Below are 19,047 nucleotides of genomic sequence, written 5' to 3' on the forward strand. Positions count from 1 at the left end.
AGATCGACGATGCGCCGCCTGCTGCCTTGCCTGCTTCTGCTCCTGTTGCCCTTGTTCAGTCATGCCAACGAGCCTGCCGTCCAAACCCCGCGTCCGAAGATCGGCCTGGTGTTGTCCGGCGGCGCGGCACGAGGCCTGGCCCATATCGGCGTACTCAAGGCCCTGGAAGAACAGGGTATCCGGATCGACGCCATCGCCGGCACCAGCATGGGCGCCGTGATCGGCGGGCTGTACGCCTCCGGCTACAAGATCGACGAGCTGGAAAGACTCGCCCTGGAAATCGACTGGCAGCAGGCCCTGTCCGATGCCCCGCCGCGCAAGGACGTGCCGTTCCGGCGCAAGCAGGACGACCGTGACTTCCTGGTGAAACAGAAACTGAGCTTTCGCGATGACGGCAGCCTCGGCCTGCCATTGGGCGTCATCCAGGGGCAGAACCTGGCTCTGCTGCTCGAGAGCCTGCTGGCACATGCCAGCGACACCCGGGACTTCGACAAACTGCCGATCCCGTTCCGCGCCGTGGCGACCGACATCGCCAGCGGCGAAAAGGTGGTGTTCCGCAAGGGTCACTTGCCCAAGGTCATCCGCGCCAGCATGTCGATCCCGGCGGTGTTCGCCCCGGTGGAGCTGGATGGCCGTCTGCTGGTGGACGGCGGCATGAGCGACAACATCCCGCTGGACGTGGCCAGGGAGATGGGCGTGGACATGGCCATTGTGGTGGACATCGGCACCCCGTTGCGCAACCGCAAGCAACTGGTGACGGTGCTCGACGTCCTGAACCAGTCGACCACCCTGATGACCCGGCGCAATTCCCAAGAGCAACTGGCAACTCTGAAGAAAGACGACGTGCTGATCCAGCCGGCCCTGGCGAGCTTCGGCTCGACCGACTTCGGCCAGGCCCGGGAAATGATCGATGCCGGCTATCGCGCCACCCGGATTCTCCAGGCCCGCCTGGCCCACCTGCGGCCTCCCGAGCCGACCGATCCACAACTCATGGCCGCACGCACGCCCAGCGAACGGACACCGGTCATCACGGCCATTCGCGTGGAAAACGATTCGAAAGTGGGCGATGACGTGATTCGCTATTACATTCGCCAGCAGATCGGTGAGCCCCTGGACCTGGGCCGCCTGCAAACCGACATGGGCACGCTGTACGGCCTGGACTACTTCGAACAGGTGCAATATCGCGTGGTCCACAAGGGACCGGACAACACCCTGGTGATCAACGCCCGGGGCAAGCGCACCGGTACCGACTATCTGCGACTGGGCCTGAGCCTGTCGGACGATATGCGCGGCGACAGCGCCTTCAACCTCGGCGCCAGCTATCGGGTCAACGGCATCAATCGCCTGGGCGCAGAATGGCTGACCCGGGCCCAGATCGGCGACCGGCAGGAGTTGTACAGCGAGTTCTATCAGCCGCTGGACGTAGGCTCGCGCTACTTCATCGCCCCCTACGGGCAATTCGAATCTCGCAACGTGGAATCGATCCTGGACAACGACCCGGTCGCGCAATACCGCGTGGAGCGTTATGGCCTGGGCCTGAACCTGGGCCGCCAGATCGGCAACAGCGGCGAGATCCGTTTCGGGGTCGGCCAGGCCTGGGGCAAGGCGGACGTGCGCATCGGCGACCACGACCAACCCAGCGAGGACTTCAACGAAGGCTTCTACGAGCTGAAATACTCGTTCGACTCCCTGGACAACGTGTACTTCCCCCACGAAGGCGAAGATCTCGGCCTGTCCTGGCGCCAGTACGATCCGGGCCTGGGCTCCGACCAGCGCTATCGCCAGTGGGAGCTGAAGCTGGACAAGGCCATGAGCAGTGGCCCGAACACGTTCATCCTCGGCGGGCGCTACGGGCGGACCCTCGACACGGCCGAGATCGTGACGTCGAGCTTCGTGCTCGGCGGCGCACGGCAGCTATCAGGCTTTCGCGAAGACGGCATTTCCGGGCAGAACATGAGCCTGATGCGCGCCGTTTACTACCGCCGGCTGACACCCCGAGCCTACCTGCCCCTGGATTTCCCACTGTACTTCGGCGGCTCGCTGGAGCGCGGTCGGGCCTGGAACAACGACAACGAATTCGACAGCGGCTACATCAACGCCGCCAGCATTTTCCTGGGCTTCGACACACCGCTGGGCCCGCTGAACTTCAGCTACGGCTTCAACGACGACGATGAGCAGGCGGTGTACCTGAATCTGGGCCAGACGTTCTGATGGCCAGGCAGGGAAGATTGGATCTCTGGACGGGCTTCTTCACGGGCCAGCCCGGGAAGAGGCCCATCTCCCCTGGAGGCTTTTGAAGAAGTATCAGCGAATCCCGGCCAACAGCACCCGCGCGGTCTGCTTGAGGGGTTCGTCGCCCTCCTGGAGCAGTTCTTCGAGCAACGTGATGGCGGTCTTGATGTCGCCATCGTCGATACAATTCTGCGCCTGCTCAAGCTTTTCCGAATGCTCCGATGCCTGTGGATCCGGAGAGGTCGCTTCGGGCTCCAGCGACAGCGGCTCGAGCTCCAGGGACTGCTCCTCATCGGCGAACCCGTCGAGGAAAGCATCGTCCAGTGACTCGGTTTCCAACGGCGCGCCCCATTGCAGCTCCGGTTCGTCGAAACCGGAAAGCGACAAATCGTCGAGGGCCAGTGGAGGCTCGACGTTTTTGCCGCCGGTGGCCTCCTGCCCTTCCTTGAGATCCCAGCTGGAATCCATGGACAGCTCATCCAGGTTCAGCTCGAACTCGCCCGGCGGGTGTAAAGGGGCCGGCTCGGGAGCGGGAGCAGGAACAGGAATTGGCGCCTGGGGCGCCGGGGGCACGGCCTCGGGTGCGCTGGCCACGGCGACCTTGGGATACTTTGCCCGGACCTCCTCCAGCGTCGAGGCATCGACTCCCTGCGTGGCCAAGTGATGCTCCTGGACCTGGAAGCCGATGGCATCCCCCTGCTTGCCCAGCACATCCAGCAGCTTGAGGCCCAGGTCGGTGCGTTCCGGCTCCGCCAGCAGCGCGGCCCGGAGCAATCCCGCCGCTTCGGCGAAGCGGCCATAGGTCAGGTAGATCCCCACCCCTTCCAGCACGTCGCCCAGTGGGGTATCGCCATTATTGAACGACGCGGCGACTTCTGGCGGGTCCGTCTCCACAGTCGTTCCATAGGTATCGGTGCTGTCCTCCAGCAGGGGGGCGGGACGCTCGGTCATCGACTCCGAACCGACCTGGGCCTGTTGCCGGCGGCGAATGAACAATAACAAGGCGAGCAGCCCCAACAGGCCCACCAGCGCCGCCACCCATGACCAGTCGATGCCCCCAGGCTCCGCCACCGGTTGCGCGTCAGCCGGCGGGGTGTCATTCACAGCCTCCGCTGCGGGGGACGCCGTTGGCGCAGACACCGTGGCACCGGGAGCTGGGGTGAGCTCGGCCAGTTTCGTCTGCAGTTCGCTGATCTGCTGGCGCTGGCCGGCAATTTCTTCGTCCTGGGCCTGGAGCCGGGCCTGCAGCTCTTCGATGGTTTTCTGTTGCTGCTGGTTCTGCAGCACGCTGGCGGCCAGTTGCTCGTTGGAATCGGCCGGGGCCGGAGCCGTATCAGCAGGGGCAGGCAACACGGCCGAATCGGGCAGCAACAGGCGTTGGCCGATGGAGAGCCGGTCGCTGCCGGGGTTCAGGGCCAGGATGCCCTGCATCAGCTCGTTGACCGAGGCACCGCTGCCCGCGTCATGCAGGCGCTTGGCAATGATCCAGGGGTTGTCTCCCTGCACGACGGTGTAGCGCTTGCCTTGGGTCGCCGCAGGTGGCTTGATGGCTGGCGCCGCCTGGGTCGATGCCGCTGCCTTGGGCGTACTGGCGGTCGCGTCGGTGACAGGTACGATAGCTGCCGTGCCTGGCGGGTCGATCAGCACCGTGTATTCACGCAGAAGGCGTCCATTGGGCTGATTGAGCTGCACCAGGAAATTGAGGAAAGGCTCTTCCACCGGTTTGCTGGAAGTCACCCGAATGAAACTGCGTTCGCCGCGCAGCACCGGCGTAAACCGCAGGTTGCTCAGGAAAAACACCCGCTCCACGCCGGCCCGGCTGAAGTCGTCCGGGCTCGCCAGGCTGGCCGATAGATCGCCCTCTTCGAGCCCGGCCACATCCACCAGGGCAATATCGGCGCGCAACGGCTGGTTCAAGGCGGAATGAAGCGTGATTTCCCCAAGGCCCAGCGCTGACGCCAGAGCCGGATACCCCAAGGCACCCATGACCACTGACACGTTGACCCAACTGCGCAACGTGGACTGCAAACTTCCAAGCATGGGTATCCCTTTCGATGACCAGAACAGCTTTCAATACGAGCGCAAGCTGGTGATCTCGTTCAGTTTCAGGTTGGGAAAACTGAACAAGAGCCCCCTATGGTTATAGTTCGCTAACCGCCGAATCTCAAAAGTCTGGCGCCAGGGATATGCCTCAGGACTTTTCCAGGTTGGCCAGGATCGTGCCGTGGACCCGCATGCACACCCGCATGTCCGCTTCGTCGACGCCTTCGAACAGCTCTCGACGCAGTTGGGTGGCAATGGTTTCGATCTGTTCGATCAACGGTCGGGCCGGTGCGCAAAGGACAATCTTCTTGGCCCGGCGGTCTTCGGCCACGGCCTGGCGTTGCACCAGCCCCTGGGTTTCCAGGCTGTCCAGCAGACGCGCCAGCGTCGGGCCTTCTACCGCGACGCTCTGGGCCAGTTCTCGCTGGGTCGGCGCATGTTCGAAACGGGCCAGGTGCAGCAGCACCAGCCAACGCGCCTGGGACAGGCCCAACCCGGCCAGGCGCCGGTCCAGTTCGGCACGCCAGCCTCGAGACATTTGCGCCAATTGCATGCCAAAACGGTGTTGATCGGTCAACGACATAGAAAACTCATCAGATCTTAAAATAAGAAAAACTAATTATTAGTCAGCTAAGCATGCACATTGGAATCCGGCAAGGCCGTTTCCCATTGAATCGCGTACTGAATCGTTAAAGGTCCGCAACTCATTGATCAGACTTCGAATTCCGACTGCAAGGCAGCCCTCACGCAGTACAGGACGCCCTCCGGTACCCGACCGACGAACAGCGCGGCGACCTCCGATACCGAGGGCAACTCACCCTCGCCATCCAGGAAAGCGTCCTGCACTTCGCCCATCAACTCCTCGGGCAAGTCCAGTGCCTGTTCCAGGGACAGCTGCTGCATGCCGATGGCTTCGGCGAGCATCGCATAGACGTTTTTTTCCGAGCACTGCAACTGCCCGGCGATTTGCAATGGCGTCATGCCCGCACGCGCCAGGGTGATGAGTTCGTGGCGTACGTCGGCCACCGACTTCGGCGTCTCGGCCTCCCCGCCCAATACCTGGAGGAACGCCTCGCCATAGCGTTCCAGCTTGCGCGCACCCACACCGCTGACCCGGGCCATCTCCGCCAGGGAGGTGGGCTGGCTGCGCAGCATTTCCAGCAGCGTCGAGTCGGGAAAAATGACATAGGGCGGCACACCGTGTTCCTCAGCCAGCTTGCGACGCAAGGTGCGCAGGGCTTCCCACTGATCGCGCTCTTCGCCACGCACCAGCTGGCTGGCCTGGCTCTTGCCGCTCTTGACCGCCGTCGCCGGCTTGAGGTCCCGGCGCAGCTGGAGGCTGACCTCGCCCTTGAGCAAGGGCCGGCAACTGGCGCTCAGGCGCAGCCCGCCGTAGCCTTCCAGGTCGATGTCCGCCAGGCCGCGCGCCACGAGCTGTCGGAACAATGAACGCCATTCACTCTCGGAACGGTCCTTGCCGACACCGAACACCGACAGGTGCTGATGGCCGAAGCTGCGGACCTTCTCGTTGTCCTTGCCCAGCAAGACGTCCACCAGGTGCCCCACGCCATAGCGCTGCCCGGTGCGATAGATGGTCGACAGCGCCTGGCGGGCCGGTTCGGTGGCGTCCCAGGTTTCCACGCCGTCGACACAATTGTCGCAATGCCCGCAGGGTTGGGGCATGTCTTCGTCGAAATAGGCCAAAAGGGTCTGGCGCCGGCAGCGGGTTTCCTCGCACAGGGAAAGCATGGCGTCGAGCTTGTGTTGCTCCAGGCGCTTGTGGCGTTCGTCGCCTTCGGAGTTCTGCAGCATCTGCTTGAGCATCACCACGTCCTGCAGGCCGTAGGCCATCCAGGCGTCGGCCGGCAAGCCATCGCGGCCGGCACGACCGGTTTCCTGGTAATAGGCCTCCAGGGACTTGGGCAGGTCCAGGTGCGCGACGAAACGTACGTTGGGTTTGTCGATGCCCATGCCGAACGCCACGGTGGCCACCATGATCAGGCCTTCTTCGTTGAGAAAGCGCTTCTGGTGATAGGCCCGCAGGTCATTGGGCAGGCCGGCGTGATACGGCAAGGCCGGAAAACCCTGCTCGCAGAGGAACGCGGCGACCTCATCGACCTTCTTGCGCGACAGGCAGTAGACAATGCCGGCATCGCTGCGGCGTTCGGCGAGGAATGCCAGCAACTGCTTGCGCGGCTGCTCCTTGGGCACGATGCGGTAGAAAATGTTGGGCCGGTCGAAACTGGAAAGGAATCGCTCGGCCTCCTGCAAATGCAGGCGCTCGACGATCTCTTCGCGGGTACGCTTGTCGGCCGTGGCAGTCAGGGCGATGCGTGGCACGTCCGGGAACAGCTCCGCCAGTTGCCCCAATTGCAGGTATTCGCGACGGAAATCGTGGCCCCACTGGGACACGCAGTGGGCTTCGTCGATGGCGAACAGGGCGATTTCCAGGCTCTGCAGGAACGCCAGCATGCGTGGCTGCACCAGGCGTTCAGGGGCCAGGTACAGCATCTTCACTTCACCGCGCTTGATCCGGGCCGCCAGCTCGCGCTGCTGGTCGGCATTCAAGGTGGAGTTCAACGAAGCAGCGGCAACCCCCAGCTCCTCGAGGGTGGCGACCTGGTCGTCCATCAGGGCGATCAGCGGCGATACCACCACCGCCAGGCCATTGCGCAACAGCGCCGGCACCTGGTAGCACAAGGATTTGCCGCCACCGGTGGGCATCAGCACCAGGGCATCGCCGCCGCTGGCCACGCGCTCAATAATGGCACCCTGGCGGCCACGGAAACTGTCGTAGCCGAAGATGTCCTTGAGGACGCGTTGAGCCTGTTCGAGCATAGAAACTCCAAAAATCACCGAAACATCCCTGCAAGGCTGGTTCAGAATCGAAAAGGCTGCGCCGGCAAATCGTAAGGGCGCGTTTCGAACCGGCTGGACGCCGCAGGGCGTCACAAAACGCGGCAGTATACCCGAGGCCTTCGCCGCAGAGGGCGATGCTGACAAGAGGTGCTTCTGACTTTCAAAGCAAGCCAAGCTGTATGTGTGGCAAGGGGCTTCATTCCCGCCGAGCTGCGCAGCAGCCCCTCTCGGTTTATCGATTGGATCGCATACTCAAGTGACATTGGGTCTGCTGCGCAGCCCAACGGGACGGTGCGACGTTTCGCTGAATCCCCTCGCCACAGGAGCCAGGCCGGGCCTTCCTTCTTCGGTATGTCCCCCGGCTTCTTGGGCAACCCAGCCCTTGCCGACAAGGCAAATGTGCCACGCGGCTGGCCTGGGCGCTCAAGAAGGCCTAGAATTCCCGCATTGTTTATTCCCCCAAGGTAGCCCGTAATGTCCTTCGCTGAGCAACTGACCCGCCTGCAAGTCTTCCTCGACGCCGATGAGCTGCACGACGAAGCGCTGGATTACGTGGCCGCTCATGGCTATCTGACCGCCCTCTCGATCTGCTCCGAGCAGGTGCCTGACCGGGAGTGGATCGACGCCCTGTTCGCCGAAGAGCCGCATTACACCGACGAAGCCCAGCGCATCGAGATCGAAGCCACCCTGGTGGGCCTCAAGGCCCATATCGCCCGCCAACTGGCCTCGGACGAAGAATTCGAACTGCCGTGCGAACTGGACCTGGGCGACGACCCGGACGACTCGGAACTGCGTGGCTGGTGCATCGGTTTCATGGAAGGCGTGTTCCTGCGCGAAGCGGCCTGGTTCGAAACCGCCGAAGAGGAAGTCAGCGAAATGCTGCTGCCGATCATGGTCGGTTCCGGCCTGTTCGACGAACAACCGGAGTTTTCCGACATCGCCGCCGATCCGAACCTGATGGACGACATGATCGTGCAGATCCCGGAAGCCCTCACCGCCCTGTACCTGCTGTGCAACGCCCCGGACGAGAAACCGGCGATCCTCAAGCCGCGCCATCACTGAGCGACCGGGTGCCCGCGCCCATCGGCAAGCGCCCGCTGATCCTGCGTTACGCTCTGCTGGCCATCGGCTGGTTGAGCGTGGTGCTGGGGGTCATCGGTATCTTCATTCCCGTGCTGCCCACCACCCCTTTCCTGCTGCTGGCCGCCGCGTGCTTTGCCCGCAGTTCGCCGCGCTTCTATCGCTGGCTGGTCGGCCATCCGCGACTCGGCCCCTGGATCGCGGATTACCTCAGCGGCAACGGCATTCCCCTCAAGGGCAAGGTCTACGCCATCGCGCTGATGTGGGCGAGCATCCTTTTGTCCTGCTACCTGGTGCCCTTGCCTTGGGCGCGAGGGTTCATGTTGACCAGTGCGGTGCTGGTGACGATCTACATCCTCAGGCAGAAGACGCTGCACAAACCCTGAAGCAAATGTACCCCGGTCCAGCCCCGACAATTAGCTGCTTGCCGCCCTTACCACAGAGGCTCGTTACCTTCCTTTACTAGCCGACCCAGGGCATCCCCCATCCGCCCGTCTTAAACCTGCTCTCACCTGTCAGTCCTGACAGTAGCCACCCTTCATGCATCGGCGCTCTCATATCACCACGCCCTGACGCGTCACTTATGAGGACCCCGATCATGCCCCCTTCATCGACACCCGCCGACCAGACTGTCCTTCTGGAGAAACCCGACCTGCCGCGCGCCACTCGCCCCGTGGTGGGGGGCGATTTCGGGGTGCCCAAGCATATCTATGACCAGGAGCCCGCAGGCTGCAAGGTTCTGGTGTTGCCTTATACAAATCAGACAGGCGGGGAGAACGTCTCGATCAACCTCAATGGCGAGACGAACATCGACAACCGGGACACGCTGGGCATTGACGACACGGTGGAGCTCTACATACCGAATGGAAAATTGCGGCCCGGCATGGTCAATCGACTGACCTACACCGTGAGGCGCCTCAGCGGTATCCCCGAAACCTCTGACCCTCCCGTGGAGATCCTCTATAACGAGTTCCGGCCAGGCCTTTTCGATCGCACGCCTGGCGATGGTGCGCATTCCGAGCTGGAGTTGATCCTGCCGGATGAAATCAAGAACGGAGTAGGGCCGGGCTTCACCCGGGCGACGGTGTGCGTGAGCTACCCCTATTGCCGGGCACATGACCGTATCTGGCTCAACTGCAACGGCAAGCCCAAATACCATACGGTGCCTGATACCGAGGCCCCATCGCCGCCGGACCCCGGCTCGCCGACACCCACCACGATCTGCTTCGATGTCACCAGCGCCGACCTGGGCGATGACCATGCCCAGTTCATGTTCTCCTTCACGGTCACCGACCAGTTGGGCAACTCGCCGGATCTCAACTCGCCCTGGTCCGCTGTGCAGACGGTTGACGTAGACCAGGCCGGTCTTCGACTGCCGGTGCCGATCCCGCGGGAAATCGCCAGCGACACGGCTGACGACCCCGGCATCATCGATCTCGAGAAACTGGGTACGAACCCGCTGCTGTTGATCATCTTGACCAGCGACCCTCGTTTCCTGCCGGGAGATACCATCGAGGCGACCTACGTCGCGAAAGTGGCAGGCCAGCCGGAGGTCACCCACAGCGAGACGGGAACGGTCGAAACCGATGGTTTTGGGCAGAAACAGGCCTGTGTGCTGGAGATTCCCAACGACAAGGTTATTTCGGGCAGCACAGTGCAGGCGTCTTACAAACTGTTCAGGGGCACGACGCTGGTCGGTACCTCAAAAACGGCCCATGCGACCGTGATCGGAGCGGCGCAGAACCTGTTGCCTCCTTCGGTGAAAGAGGCCAATGGCCCCATCCTGAACCCGGTCCAGGCCAAGGACGCGCTCCACATCGTTGTGCCGGCCAACGCCGCGCTGCTGCCCGACGACAAACTGAAAGTCACTTGGACCGGCGCAGCGGGCACGCCGGCAGGTGGTTCACACACCTCGGGGGAATGGCCGATCAGGGATGGGTGGGAAGTACCGATTCCCAACAGCGTGGTGGCGTTCAACCTGGGCAAGGCGGTGACGGTGACCTACACGGTGATCCAGAACGGCGTGGAGTCGCCGCCGTCGGATCCGTTTGTGCTGAATGTGCAGGCGCTCAGCCAAGACGATCTGCTGGTCGCCAGACCAAGGATCCTGCAAGCCACCAACAATGGCGAAGGGGCGGAACTGGATGTAGCAACCTTTACAGGCAACGCCACCGTGCGTATCGACGCCTGGCCCCTTATTGCCCAAGGGCAGTACGTGTGGTTACGCCTGAAGGGCAAAAACAACGATGGCACGGATTATGAACGCGTGCTTTGGAGCAGCGCCCTGGGCAGCCGAGTTTCGGCAAGCTGGGTCTCGGATGGATTCGCGACCAACACCGTGCCATTCACTGAACTGCAGGGGCTGCGCAATGGCAGTACGCTCACGGTGGAGTTCAAGGCCACGTTAAACCAGAGTGCCGAGGAAGGTCTTGCCGATACTTTTCCGTTGCGTACTTATACGGTCACGGTGATGACGGCGTTAAGAGTTGTCTCTCTAACAGCTTCGCCTCGTGGCGCGGAGCATTTGTTTTTGCCTGAGAGCGGATTTCCGAAGACAGGTTTCAACCATGCTCGATTTACAATAAATGTGGATGGTGGGCAGCCTCCTTACTCGTTTTCTGCATCGAACTCCGCGTACGCGTCCATTCATGCCCAAACAGGCGAAGTTCAAAGAACAACTTATCATGAAGTTATTTTTACGATTACAGACGCGGCGCAACCGAACCCTAATCGCGCAACTTTTGTAATGAAGCAGGCGGCGCTATGGTTTACAGGACTCTATGGTTATGAGACATGGTCCACCGCCGCTGGCCGTGGCAGGCTGCCTCAGATAGGGCACTTGACTTTAGGGCAGGGTGTTCGGGGAATAGGGACTCTCTTCGGGGAATGGGGGGATATGCAAGTTGGGTATAACTGGCCTAGTGGCGCGACAAACGAACATGGTGCTCCTGACCCAAACATTACGGAATATTGGACGCATGAAAACTCAGGGGATGGTAGCTATTACACTGTCAGCCTTAAACACGGTTATCCCTATAAACGCCCTCACAACTGGTTTATACCTCACATCGGAGTTGTAGCTCTAGGACCTGCCCCGCTACTCTTGGACGCCTTTGGGTTTCCTCCGGGGTTGCGTCCTCCAAAGGATTATCCCGATATTTGCGAACTGGAAAAGGCTTGACGACATAAGTCGCAGAATGCTGGGCAAAATCGACCACACCAACCAGCACAACAATGCCCATGACGAGAGAGTTCGCTCCCGCTGGACTGCGAAGCAGCCCCTTTGATGGGGCAGTCGCTGCGCAACCGAGCAGGAGCAGACTGCCATGAAAACAGCTCGCCGCCCGTCTTAAATCTGCTTTCACCTGTCAGTCCTGACAGTAGCCACCCTTCATGCATCGGCGCTCTCATATCACACGCCCCTGACGCGGCACTTATGAGGACCCCGACCATGCCCCTTCCATCGACACCCGCCGACCAGACCGTCCTTCTGGAGAAACCCGACCTCCCGCGCGCCACTCGCCCCGTGGTGGGGGGCGATTTCGGGGTGCCCAAGCATATCTATGACCAGGAGCCCGCGGGCTGCAAGGTTCTGGTGTTGCCCTATACGAATCAGACAGGCGGGGAGAACGTCTCGATCAACCTCAATGGCGAGACGAACATCGACAACCGGGACACGCTGGGCATCGACGACACGGTGGAGCTCTACATACCGAATGGAAAATTGCGGCCCGGCATGGTCAATCGACTGACCTACACCGTGAGGCGCCTGAGCGGTATCCCCGAAACCTCTGACCCTCCCGTGGAGATTCTGTATAACCAGATCCGCCCTGGTAACGAGGATCGCTCGCCCGGCGATGGTGCGCATTCCGAGCTGGACTTGATCCTGCCGGATGACATCAAGAACGGCATAGGGCCGGGGTTCACCCGGGCGACGGTGTGCGTGAGTTACCCCTATTGCCGGGCGCACGACCGCATCCGGCTCAATTGCAACGGCAAGGATGTGATGCGTACCGTACTGGAAAGCGAGGCTCCTGCGCCGCCGGACCACGGCTCGGCAACGCCTACCACGATCTGCTTTGATGTCACCAGCGCCGACCTGGGCGAGGACCATCCCGAGTTCATGTTTTCCTTCACGGTCACCGACCAGTTGGGCAACTCGCCGGACCTTGACTCACCCTTTTCGGCAATACAGATCGTGGACGTGGACCAGGCCGGCCTTCGACTGCCGGTGCCGATCCCGCGGGAAATCGCCAGCGACGGAACCGACGATCCCAGCACCATCGACCTCGACAAGCTGGGCACCAACCCGCTGTTGTTGATCATCTTGACCGGTGACTCACGCTTCCTGCCGGGGGATACGATCGAGGCGACCTACGTCGCGAAGGTGGCAGGCCAGCCTAATATCACCTACAGCGACACGGGAACGGTCGAAACCGATGGTTTTGGGCAGAAGGTGGCCTGTGTGCTGGAGATTCCCAACGAGAAGGTTATTCCGGACAGCACGGTAGAAATGTCCTACAAGCTGTTCAGGGGCACGACCTTCATGGGCTCCTCAAAAATAGCAAGGGCGACCGTTGTCGGGTCACGACAAGACCCGCTTCCTCCAACCATCGACCAGGCCCTGGGAGACCAACTCGACCCTGCCAATACTCCCAATGGCGCCACGGTTCGGATACCGGCCGAGACTAATCTGCTGGACGGGGATTCGGGCGAAGTGCGTTGGGTAGGTCTGCCCGGTGCGGGCACTATCAACGTGCCTTATACCGTCTCGGCCAGCGAAGCGGGCCAGTCGAAGGCAGTGACCGTGCAACAGTCGGTGGTACTGGCGAACGTTGATCGAACCATCACGTTGGACTATACGTTGCGGCGTCAGGGTAGTTCGCCCATCCCCTCGCAACCGGCGGTCTACGATGTGCGGCGACAAGTGGGAACAGGACAGTTGCAGGTCATGGGCGCGCGCGGTACATCGAACTCGATGCACTGGTCCACGGTGGGGAGCAGCCGGCTGCTGACAGCGCTGAATGTCACCACCCAACAGCCGCTTGAAGCACTATGGCAATACGAGGGCGACGGTGGCGCCCCCATCCAGGCCGCGAGGTTCAATGACAACCAGCCCTGGCGGCTACTCCGTGTGCGCACCAGCCAGGATGAGGTCCGTATCAATCCTGCCAACCTGTTCGGAGCAGGCAACTTCAAAATCGCTGCTCCATCGCAACCATGGGGCGCATTCGTAGCTCGCCGCACCCAAGGCAACCTGGTTGGCTGGGGAGTGGCTGGGCATGGCGGCGACGTGCCGCCGGAGATTGCGACGATCACCGACATAGTCGGCGTTGCCCATGCCGCCTATGCCTTTGCCGCATGGCGCGCCAACGGCCAGGTGGTCGCCTGGGGCTGGGCAGAGCGAGGCGGTGAAGTACCACGGGATATCGGCAATCTGAGGGATATTGTCGAGGTGGTCGGGACAGGACACGCTTTTGCCGCGCGACGGGCAACGGGGCACCTGGTGGCATGGGGAGAGACCGGCTTGGGCGGTGATATTCCTGAAACCATCGCGCAGTTCGATGACTTCGTAGAAGTAGCCGCCACAGCCCACGCCTTTGCGGCACGGCGGGCCAACGGCACCGTCGTGGCGTGGGGAAGGCCGGACCTGGGGGCGGCGGTGCCGGATGATATTGCCTTGCTCACCGATATCGTGGACTTGAGCAGCGCCTACTACGTCTTCGCGGCGCGGCGAGCCAATGGATCCGTGCTGGCGTGGGGCACTCAACCTAACGCGGGGGGCATGGTGCCAGGCGATATTGCGCGCCTCACGAACATTGTCGAGGTCGTTGGCGCAAGCACAGCCCTGGCCGCCCGACTATCCGATGGATCAGTCGTGGCATGGGGAGACGCGAACGCCGGCGGTAGTATTCCGGGCCCGATTGCAAGACTCGACGACGTGGTTCAGGTTGTCTCGACTTCAAGTTCCTTTGCCGCACTCAGGGCCAGCGGTCATGTCGTGACCTGGGGACATCCGGATTACGGAGCACCAGTGCCTCCTACCATCGAAGTGTTCGATGACTTCGTTCAGGTCGCAGCCACCGCCGCGGCATTTGCCGCGCTGCGCCGAAACGGCACCGTAGTGGCTTGGGGGCACCCAGCGTGGGGAGGCGCGGTGAACGCAAGTGGGCTGACAAACGTGCGAGCACTTTATGCCAACAGCCAGGCTTTCGTCGCACTCACGAGCGATGCGCGAGTGGTTACCTGGGGTCTTGCCGGTGCGGGAGGCAACAGCGACCCGGTCCAGGGATTGCTGAACGGCCATGTGTCCTACTACGCCACTGCCGCCACGCGCGGCGCTGCGCTGAGGCGGCCGGCCGCCGGGTGAGCCTCCATTGATTGATCGGGTCGGAGGATGACTGGATGAGTGCGGAATGATTTCCTGCCCGGCCATTTCAGCCCAGCCCACTCGAGTCATCCGCTTATCAGGTCGCTGGAAGATATAAAACCCGCCATCCCCCTCCACGGGGATGGCGGGTTTCGTCGTTTCAACTCACCTCACACCGTATCCACCTTCAACGAATGATCGTTCAGCATCCCGTTGATGATGGTCGCCGTGTCCGCGCCGGCGATCATGCCGTCCACACCAGGCGTGACACCGTAGTGGCTGGCGAGGTTGACGCCGGCCAGGTCGATGGTCTGGTTCGGCGCGGCGCCGGCGATGGCGCTGACGTCGATGCTGGTGGTGACCGATGCGCCGCTGCCCGTCACGCTGAAATGCAGGTAGTCGTCCAGTGAAGCGCTAGTGCCGTTTTCGCCCAATAGCAACTGGGACAGGTCGAGCTTGTCCACGCCCGGGGTAAAGTCCGTGATCACGTCATGGCCGCTATTGCCCGCCAGCCATTTGAAGGTGTCGGCGCCGCTGCCGCCGGCGAGGGTATTGTTGCCCAGGCCGCCGATCAGGATGTCGTCGCCGCCACCGCCATTGAGCACGTCATGGCCCAGCCCACCGTCGATGCGGTTGTTGGCGCCATCGCCACTGAGGGTGTCGTTGAAGTTCGATCCGATGAGGTGCTCGATCCCCCCCAGGGTATCGGTACCGGCGCCGCCGGTGTCCTGCGCGGCCAGCAGGCCCAGGTCGACCGTGACGCCAGCCGTGGCGTGGGCGTAGCTGGCGGTGTCGTTACCCGTGCCACCGTCCAGCAGATCGTTGCCGGTGCCGCTGTAGAGCAGGTCGTCGCCGGCACCACCGTGCAAGGTGTCATTGCCCGAGCCCGCGCTGAGGATATCGTTGCCGTCACCGGCGTTGAGGATGTCGTCACCGGCACCGGCCATCAGCACATCGTCCCCCGCAGTGCCCGTCAGGGTGTGACCGGCCTGGTAGCTGATGCTCACCGCCCCGCTGTCGCTGCCGCCATGGTTGTCGCTGGCGGTGTAGGTACCATGGTAATCCGGCGTACTCTCCTGGGCGCCGGCGTAGTTGACGGTCAAGGTCAGCTGGTAGTTTTCCGAGGCATTGACGTTGCCATTGCCGGGGTTGGGAATGTTGGTGACGTGGATCTGATAGTTGCCGTCCGCCGCGGCAGTGAACGAGGCACCGTCATTGATGGCAATGAACGGTCCGCCATTGAGGGAGTACTCCAGGGCGATGCGCCCGGACGCCAGATTATGATCCAGGGTGAGGGTCTCGCCCTGCTTGAGGCTGATATTGAGCCGGTCTTCATCGTTGGCATTGTTGTTGGACACCGCCCCCAGCGCCCCACTGACTACCAGCGCCGCGGTCATGGTCGCGGTGTTGGCGACGAAAGCGCTGCGGTTGAGGTTGATGGACTGCACGTTGTTACCGGTGAAACTGAGCGTGCCGGCGGTGCCGGTGAAGTCTGCTCCCCTGGCGACCCAGCCGGTATTGAAGCTGGTGGGCGACGCAGTCAGCGGATCGCCGTTGGCGTCGCTGTCGTTGCCCAGCAACAACTCTCCCGGCACTACGATATTGCCTGACAGCAGGTTGGTGATGATGTGGTCGTCCATCGCCACGGGAGGGCTGTTGGGCGTGACATTGACCACCAGGCTGGCGCTCGCCAGGTCGCCGTCGTTGTCGCTGACGACATAGCCGATGGTTTCGGTGATCAGGCTGCCGGTGGTGGTCTGGGAGGTGTAGCTGTATTCACCGGTGTCGAGGTTGACCACCAGGGTACCATCGTGGTCGGTGGCGATACTCAACGTATTGTTCAGGCTATTGAAAGTGCCGTGGTTGGACCCTCCGCTGGCAACCAGTGCCCCCTGCCCACCGTTGGCGGTCGGGTCATAGCTGTAGGTGGTGCCATCCACCAGCAGGCTCTTGATAAACCCGCCGTCGGCGCCGAACGAACCGCCCTCGCCTAGCAGATTGCCGGTCACCGGCACCCCTTGCACGGTACCGGAAAGCACCGAGCCGAGCTGGTTCAGATCGGTGACCACCACCGCGTTGGTGTCGGTGTGGGCGCTGCCGTCATAGGCCAGTGGGTCGAGATGGGCATTGCTGACGCCGCTGCCCAGGCCGATGGCGTAGTTCTTGATGCCGTTGGCGTCGAGGAAGGCTTTCCACGCGGCCTCGTCCGCCGCACCGGTTTCCTGGCCCGTGGTGGGCTTGCCATCGGAAAAGAAGTAACCGATGTTCTGTGCCCCGGTCAGTTGCCCGGAGGTGGCGAACGCCGTCTTGGCCGCCGCCACCGCAGCGTCGTAGTTGGTGCCGCCGTCCGCCGACAGGCCGCTGAGGAGCGACTTGGCGGTGGCCACGTCCACCCACACGGACGTCTGGTCGGTGGCGCTGCTGCTGAATGTCACCAGTTGGACTTTCACATCACCCAGGTCATCGTACTTATCCAGCAAGGCGCTGATGGCCTGCTTCGCCAGGTCCAGCCGCGAGAGGCCGGGCACACCGGAGGGATCGGCCATGCTGCCGGACACATCGAGCACGATCAGCAGGTTGGAATCGATTTCCACGGCGGTCACCGAGCGCTCGGTCGCGATGGCAGTAGGCACGTCATCGACGATGCTGACCACCAGGTTGCCGGTCACCTTGTTGCCCAGGGAATCCGTGGCCTGGTAGGTGAAGCTCTCGCTCAGGACATTCGGACCGTCGTTGGCATGGGGCGTCGTGCTGGCGGGGGACGTCAGCGTGTAGGTGTAGGAGCCGTCCGGATTGAGCAGCAGTTGGCCGTAGGCGCCAGTGGCATTGCCGACCAGGGCGAACGTCACGGCGCCAGTGGCACCGCTGACCGATCCCACGAGGCTGCCGCTGGCGGTTTCGCCGGTGGTGCCGGGGTCGCTGCCGGTGACCGTGCCGGGGGCCAGGTCCTGGCCGTCCTGATTCAGGTCGAGGGCTTTCTCGTAGACGGTAATGTCCTGATCGGGCTCGGCCACGAGGCAACTGTTGTGCACGTCGATGGTGATGGTGGTGGTGCTTTCATCGCCGTCGGCGTCGCGCACGGTGTAGGTGAACACATCGGTGGCGCCGGGTGCGCCAACGGCGTCCGGGTTGCTGTGATAGACCGCGTTGCCGCTGGCATCCAGGGTGAGGTAACCATAGGTGCCGTTGATCTGGGTATTGAGGCCGCCCACCGCCGGGGACGAAGTATCGCTGCCAACGCGCACACCAATGACGGTACCGCCGTCGGCGCCGAGTACGTCGTTGTCCAGTACGTTGCCGCTGATCGTACCGCCCTCCACCACCGAAGCGGCGTCGCAATGCGCCTCGGGCATGTCATCGACGATGTTGATGACGATGGTGCTGGTGACCGAGTTGCCCAGGGAGTCCGTGGCTTGATAGGTGAAGCTTTCGCTCAGGACGTTCGGGCCGTCATTGGCGTTGGGCGTGGTCGTGGCCGGTGATGTCAGCGTATAGGTATAGGAGCCGTCCGGGTTGAGCAGCAGTTGCCCGTAGGCGCCAGTGGCGTTGCCGACCAAGGCGAACGTCACGGCGCCGATGGCACCGCTGACCGATCCCACCAGGCTGCCGCTGGCGGTTTCGCCAGTGGTGCCAGGGTCGCTGCCGGTGACCGTGCCGGGAGCCAGGTCCTGGCCGTCCTGGTTCAGGTCGAGGGCCTTTTCATGGACGCTGATGTCCTGGTCCGGCGTCGCGACGAGGCAGCTTTCATGCACGTCGATGGTGATGGTGGTGGTGCTTTCATCGCCGTCGGCGTCGCGCACGGTGTAGGTGAACACATCGGTGGCGCCAGGGGCGCTGACCGTGTTCGGGTAGCTGTGATAGACCGCGTTGCCGTTGGCATCCAGGGTGAGGTAACCGTAGCTGCCGTTGATCTGGGTATTGAGGCCGCCCACGGCCGGGGTCGAAGTATCGTCGCCGGCACGGACACCGATCACCGCGCCGCTGGTGGCCGGGCCGTCGGCACCGCCCACATCGTTGTTCAGTACGTTGCCACTGACCGTCCCTCCCTCGTCCACCGAAGCGGAGTCGGCGTGGGCAGTGGGCAGGTCATCGACGATGTTCACGTCCAGGTTGCCGGTGGCGGTGGTGCCGTTGTCGTCGGTAACCACCACGGCAAACTGCTCGCTCAGGCTGTTGGCGCCGCTGGCATTCGGGTGGGCCTCGTTATCCAGCAGGGTGTAGCTGTAGCTGACCACGCCGGTGACGGCGTTGAAGCCGGTGATGGTCAGGGTGTTGCCCAGCGCCGTGGTAATCGATTGAGGGAAACCGGCCGCCACGCCACCGCTGACCACGGTGATGCCGCCGACGCTCAGGTTCTGCACACCGTCCAGCGCTGTCACGGTGAACGTGCCGCTCTGGGTCAGGGCCGGTGCATCCGGGCTGGTGCCATCGGCCAGGTGTTGTTCCCGGACGCTCAGCTCGCC

9 protein-coding genes are annotated in these 19,047 nt (G+C 62.7%); 5 read left to right on the plus strand and 4 right to left on the minus strand.

Annotated elements, in window-relative coordinates; all coding sequences use genetic code 11:
* Nucleotides 1–9: 9 nt before the first annotated feature.
* Nucleotides 10–2,211 carry a patatin-like phospholipase family protein gene (locus tag BT179_RS03885; RefSeq protein ID WP_072389579.1) on the plus strand — a complete coding sequence of 734 codons (2,202 nt, stop codon included), beginning with the start codon at nt 10–12 and terminating at the stop codon, nt 2,209–2,211.
* A gap of 93 nt (nt 2,212–2,304) precedes the next feature.
* Here the strand turns inward: BT179_RS03885 and BT179_RS03890 are convergent, their stop codons facing one another.
* From BT179_RS03890 to recQ, 3 genes are all read right to left on the minus strand, one after another.
* Nucleotides 2,305–4,272: a motility hub landmark protein FimV gene (locus tag BT179_RS03890; RefSeq protein WP_072430239.1), complete on the minus strand. Its 1,968-nt coding sequence runs from the start codon at nt 4,270–4,272 to the stop codon at nt 2,305–2,307.
* A 151-nt stretch (nt 4,273–4,423) separates the two neighbouring features.
* Nucleotides 4,424–4,858, minus strand: a complete 435-nt coding sequence (locus tag BT179_RS03895; RefSeq protein WP_072389583.1) for a MarR family transcriptional regulator — start codon at nt 4,856–4,858, stop codon at nt 4,424–4,426.
* Between the two features lie 128 nt (nt 4,859–4,986).
* Nucleotides 4,987–7,113: a DNA helicase RecQ gene (gene recQ, locus BT179_RS03900; protein ID WP_072430238.1), complete on the minus strand. Its 2,127-nt coding sequence runs from the start codon at nt 7,111–7,113 to the stop codon at nt 4,987–4,989.
* Nucleotides 7,114–7,608: 495 nt separating this feature from the next.
* On the opposite strand from recQ, the gene BT179_RS03905 reads away from it, so the two are divergent.
* The 4 genes from BT179_RS03905 to BT179_RS03920 all read left to right on the plus strand — a co-directional run bounded on the left by BT179_RS03905 (nt 7,609) and on the right by BT179_RS03920 (nt 14,584).
* On the plus strand, nt 7,609–8,196 hold the full coding sequence (locus BT179_RS03905) for a UPF0149 family protein (protein ID WP_072389588.1): 588 nt from the start codon (nt 7,609–7,611) through the stop codon (nt 8,194–8,196).
* A gap of 8 nt (nt 8,197–8,204) precedes the next feature.
* Nucleotides 8,205–8,600, plus strand: coding sequence for a YbaN family protein (locus BT179_RS03910; protein ID WP_072389590.1), 396 nt, complete (start codon nt 8,205–8,207; stop codon nt 8,598–8,600).
* A gap of 212 nt (nt 8,601–8,812) precedes the next feature.
* The gene (locus BT179_RS03915; RefSeq protein ID WP_072449221.1) at nt 8,813–11,395 is read left to right on the plus strand and encodes a hypothetical protein; all 2,583 of its coding nucleotides are present in this window, start codon (nt 8,813–8,815) and stop codon (nt 11,393–11,395) included.
* Nucleotides 11,396–11,665: 270 nt separating this feature from the next.
* On the plus strand, nt 11,666–14,584 hold the full coding sequence (locus tag BT179_RS03920) for an RCC1 domain-containing protein (RefSeq protein ID WP_072430236.1): 2,919 nt from the start codon (nt 11,666–11,668) through the stop codon (nt 14,582–14,584).
* A gap of 170 nt (nt 14,585–14,754) precedes the next feature.
* Here BT179_RS03920 and BT179_RS03925 read toward each other — a convergent pair.
* Nucleotides 14,755–19,047 (minus strand): beta strand repeat-containing protein (locus BT179_RS03925; protein ID WP_143148679.1); only part of this gene is annotated, 4,293 nt, incomplete at its 5' end.

Source organism: Pseudomonas sp. NFACC43, from assembly GCF_900119645.1.
Lineage (GTDB): Bacteria > Pseudomonadota > Gammaproteobacteria > Pseudomonadales > Pseudomonadaceae > Aquipseudomonas.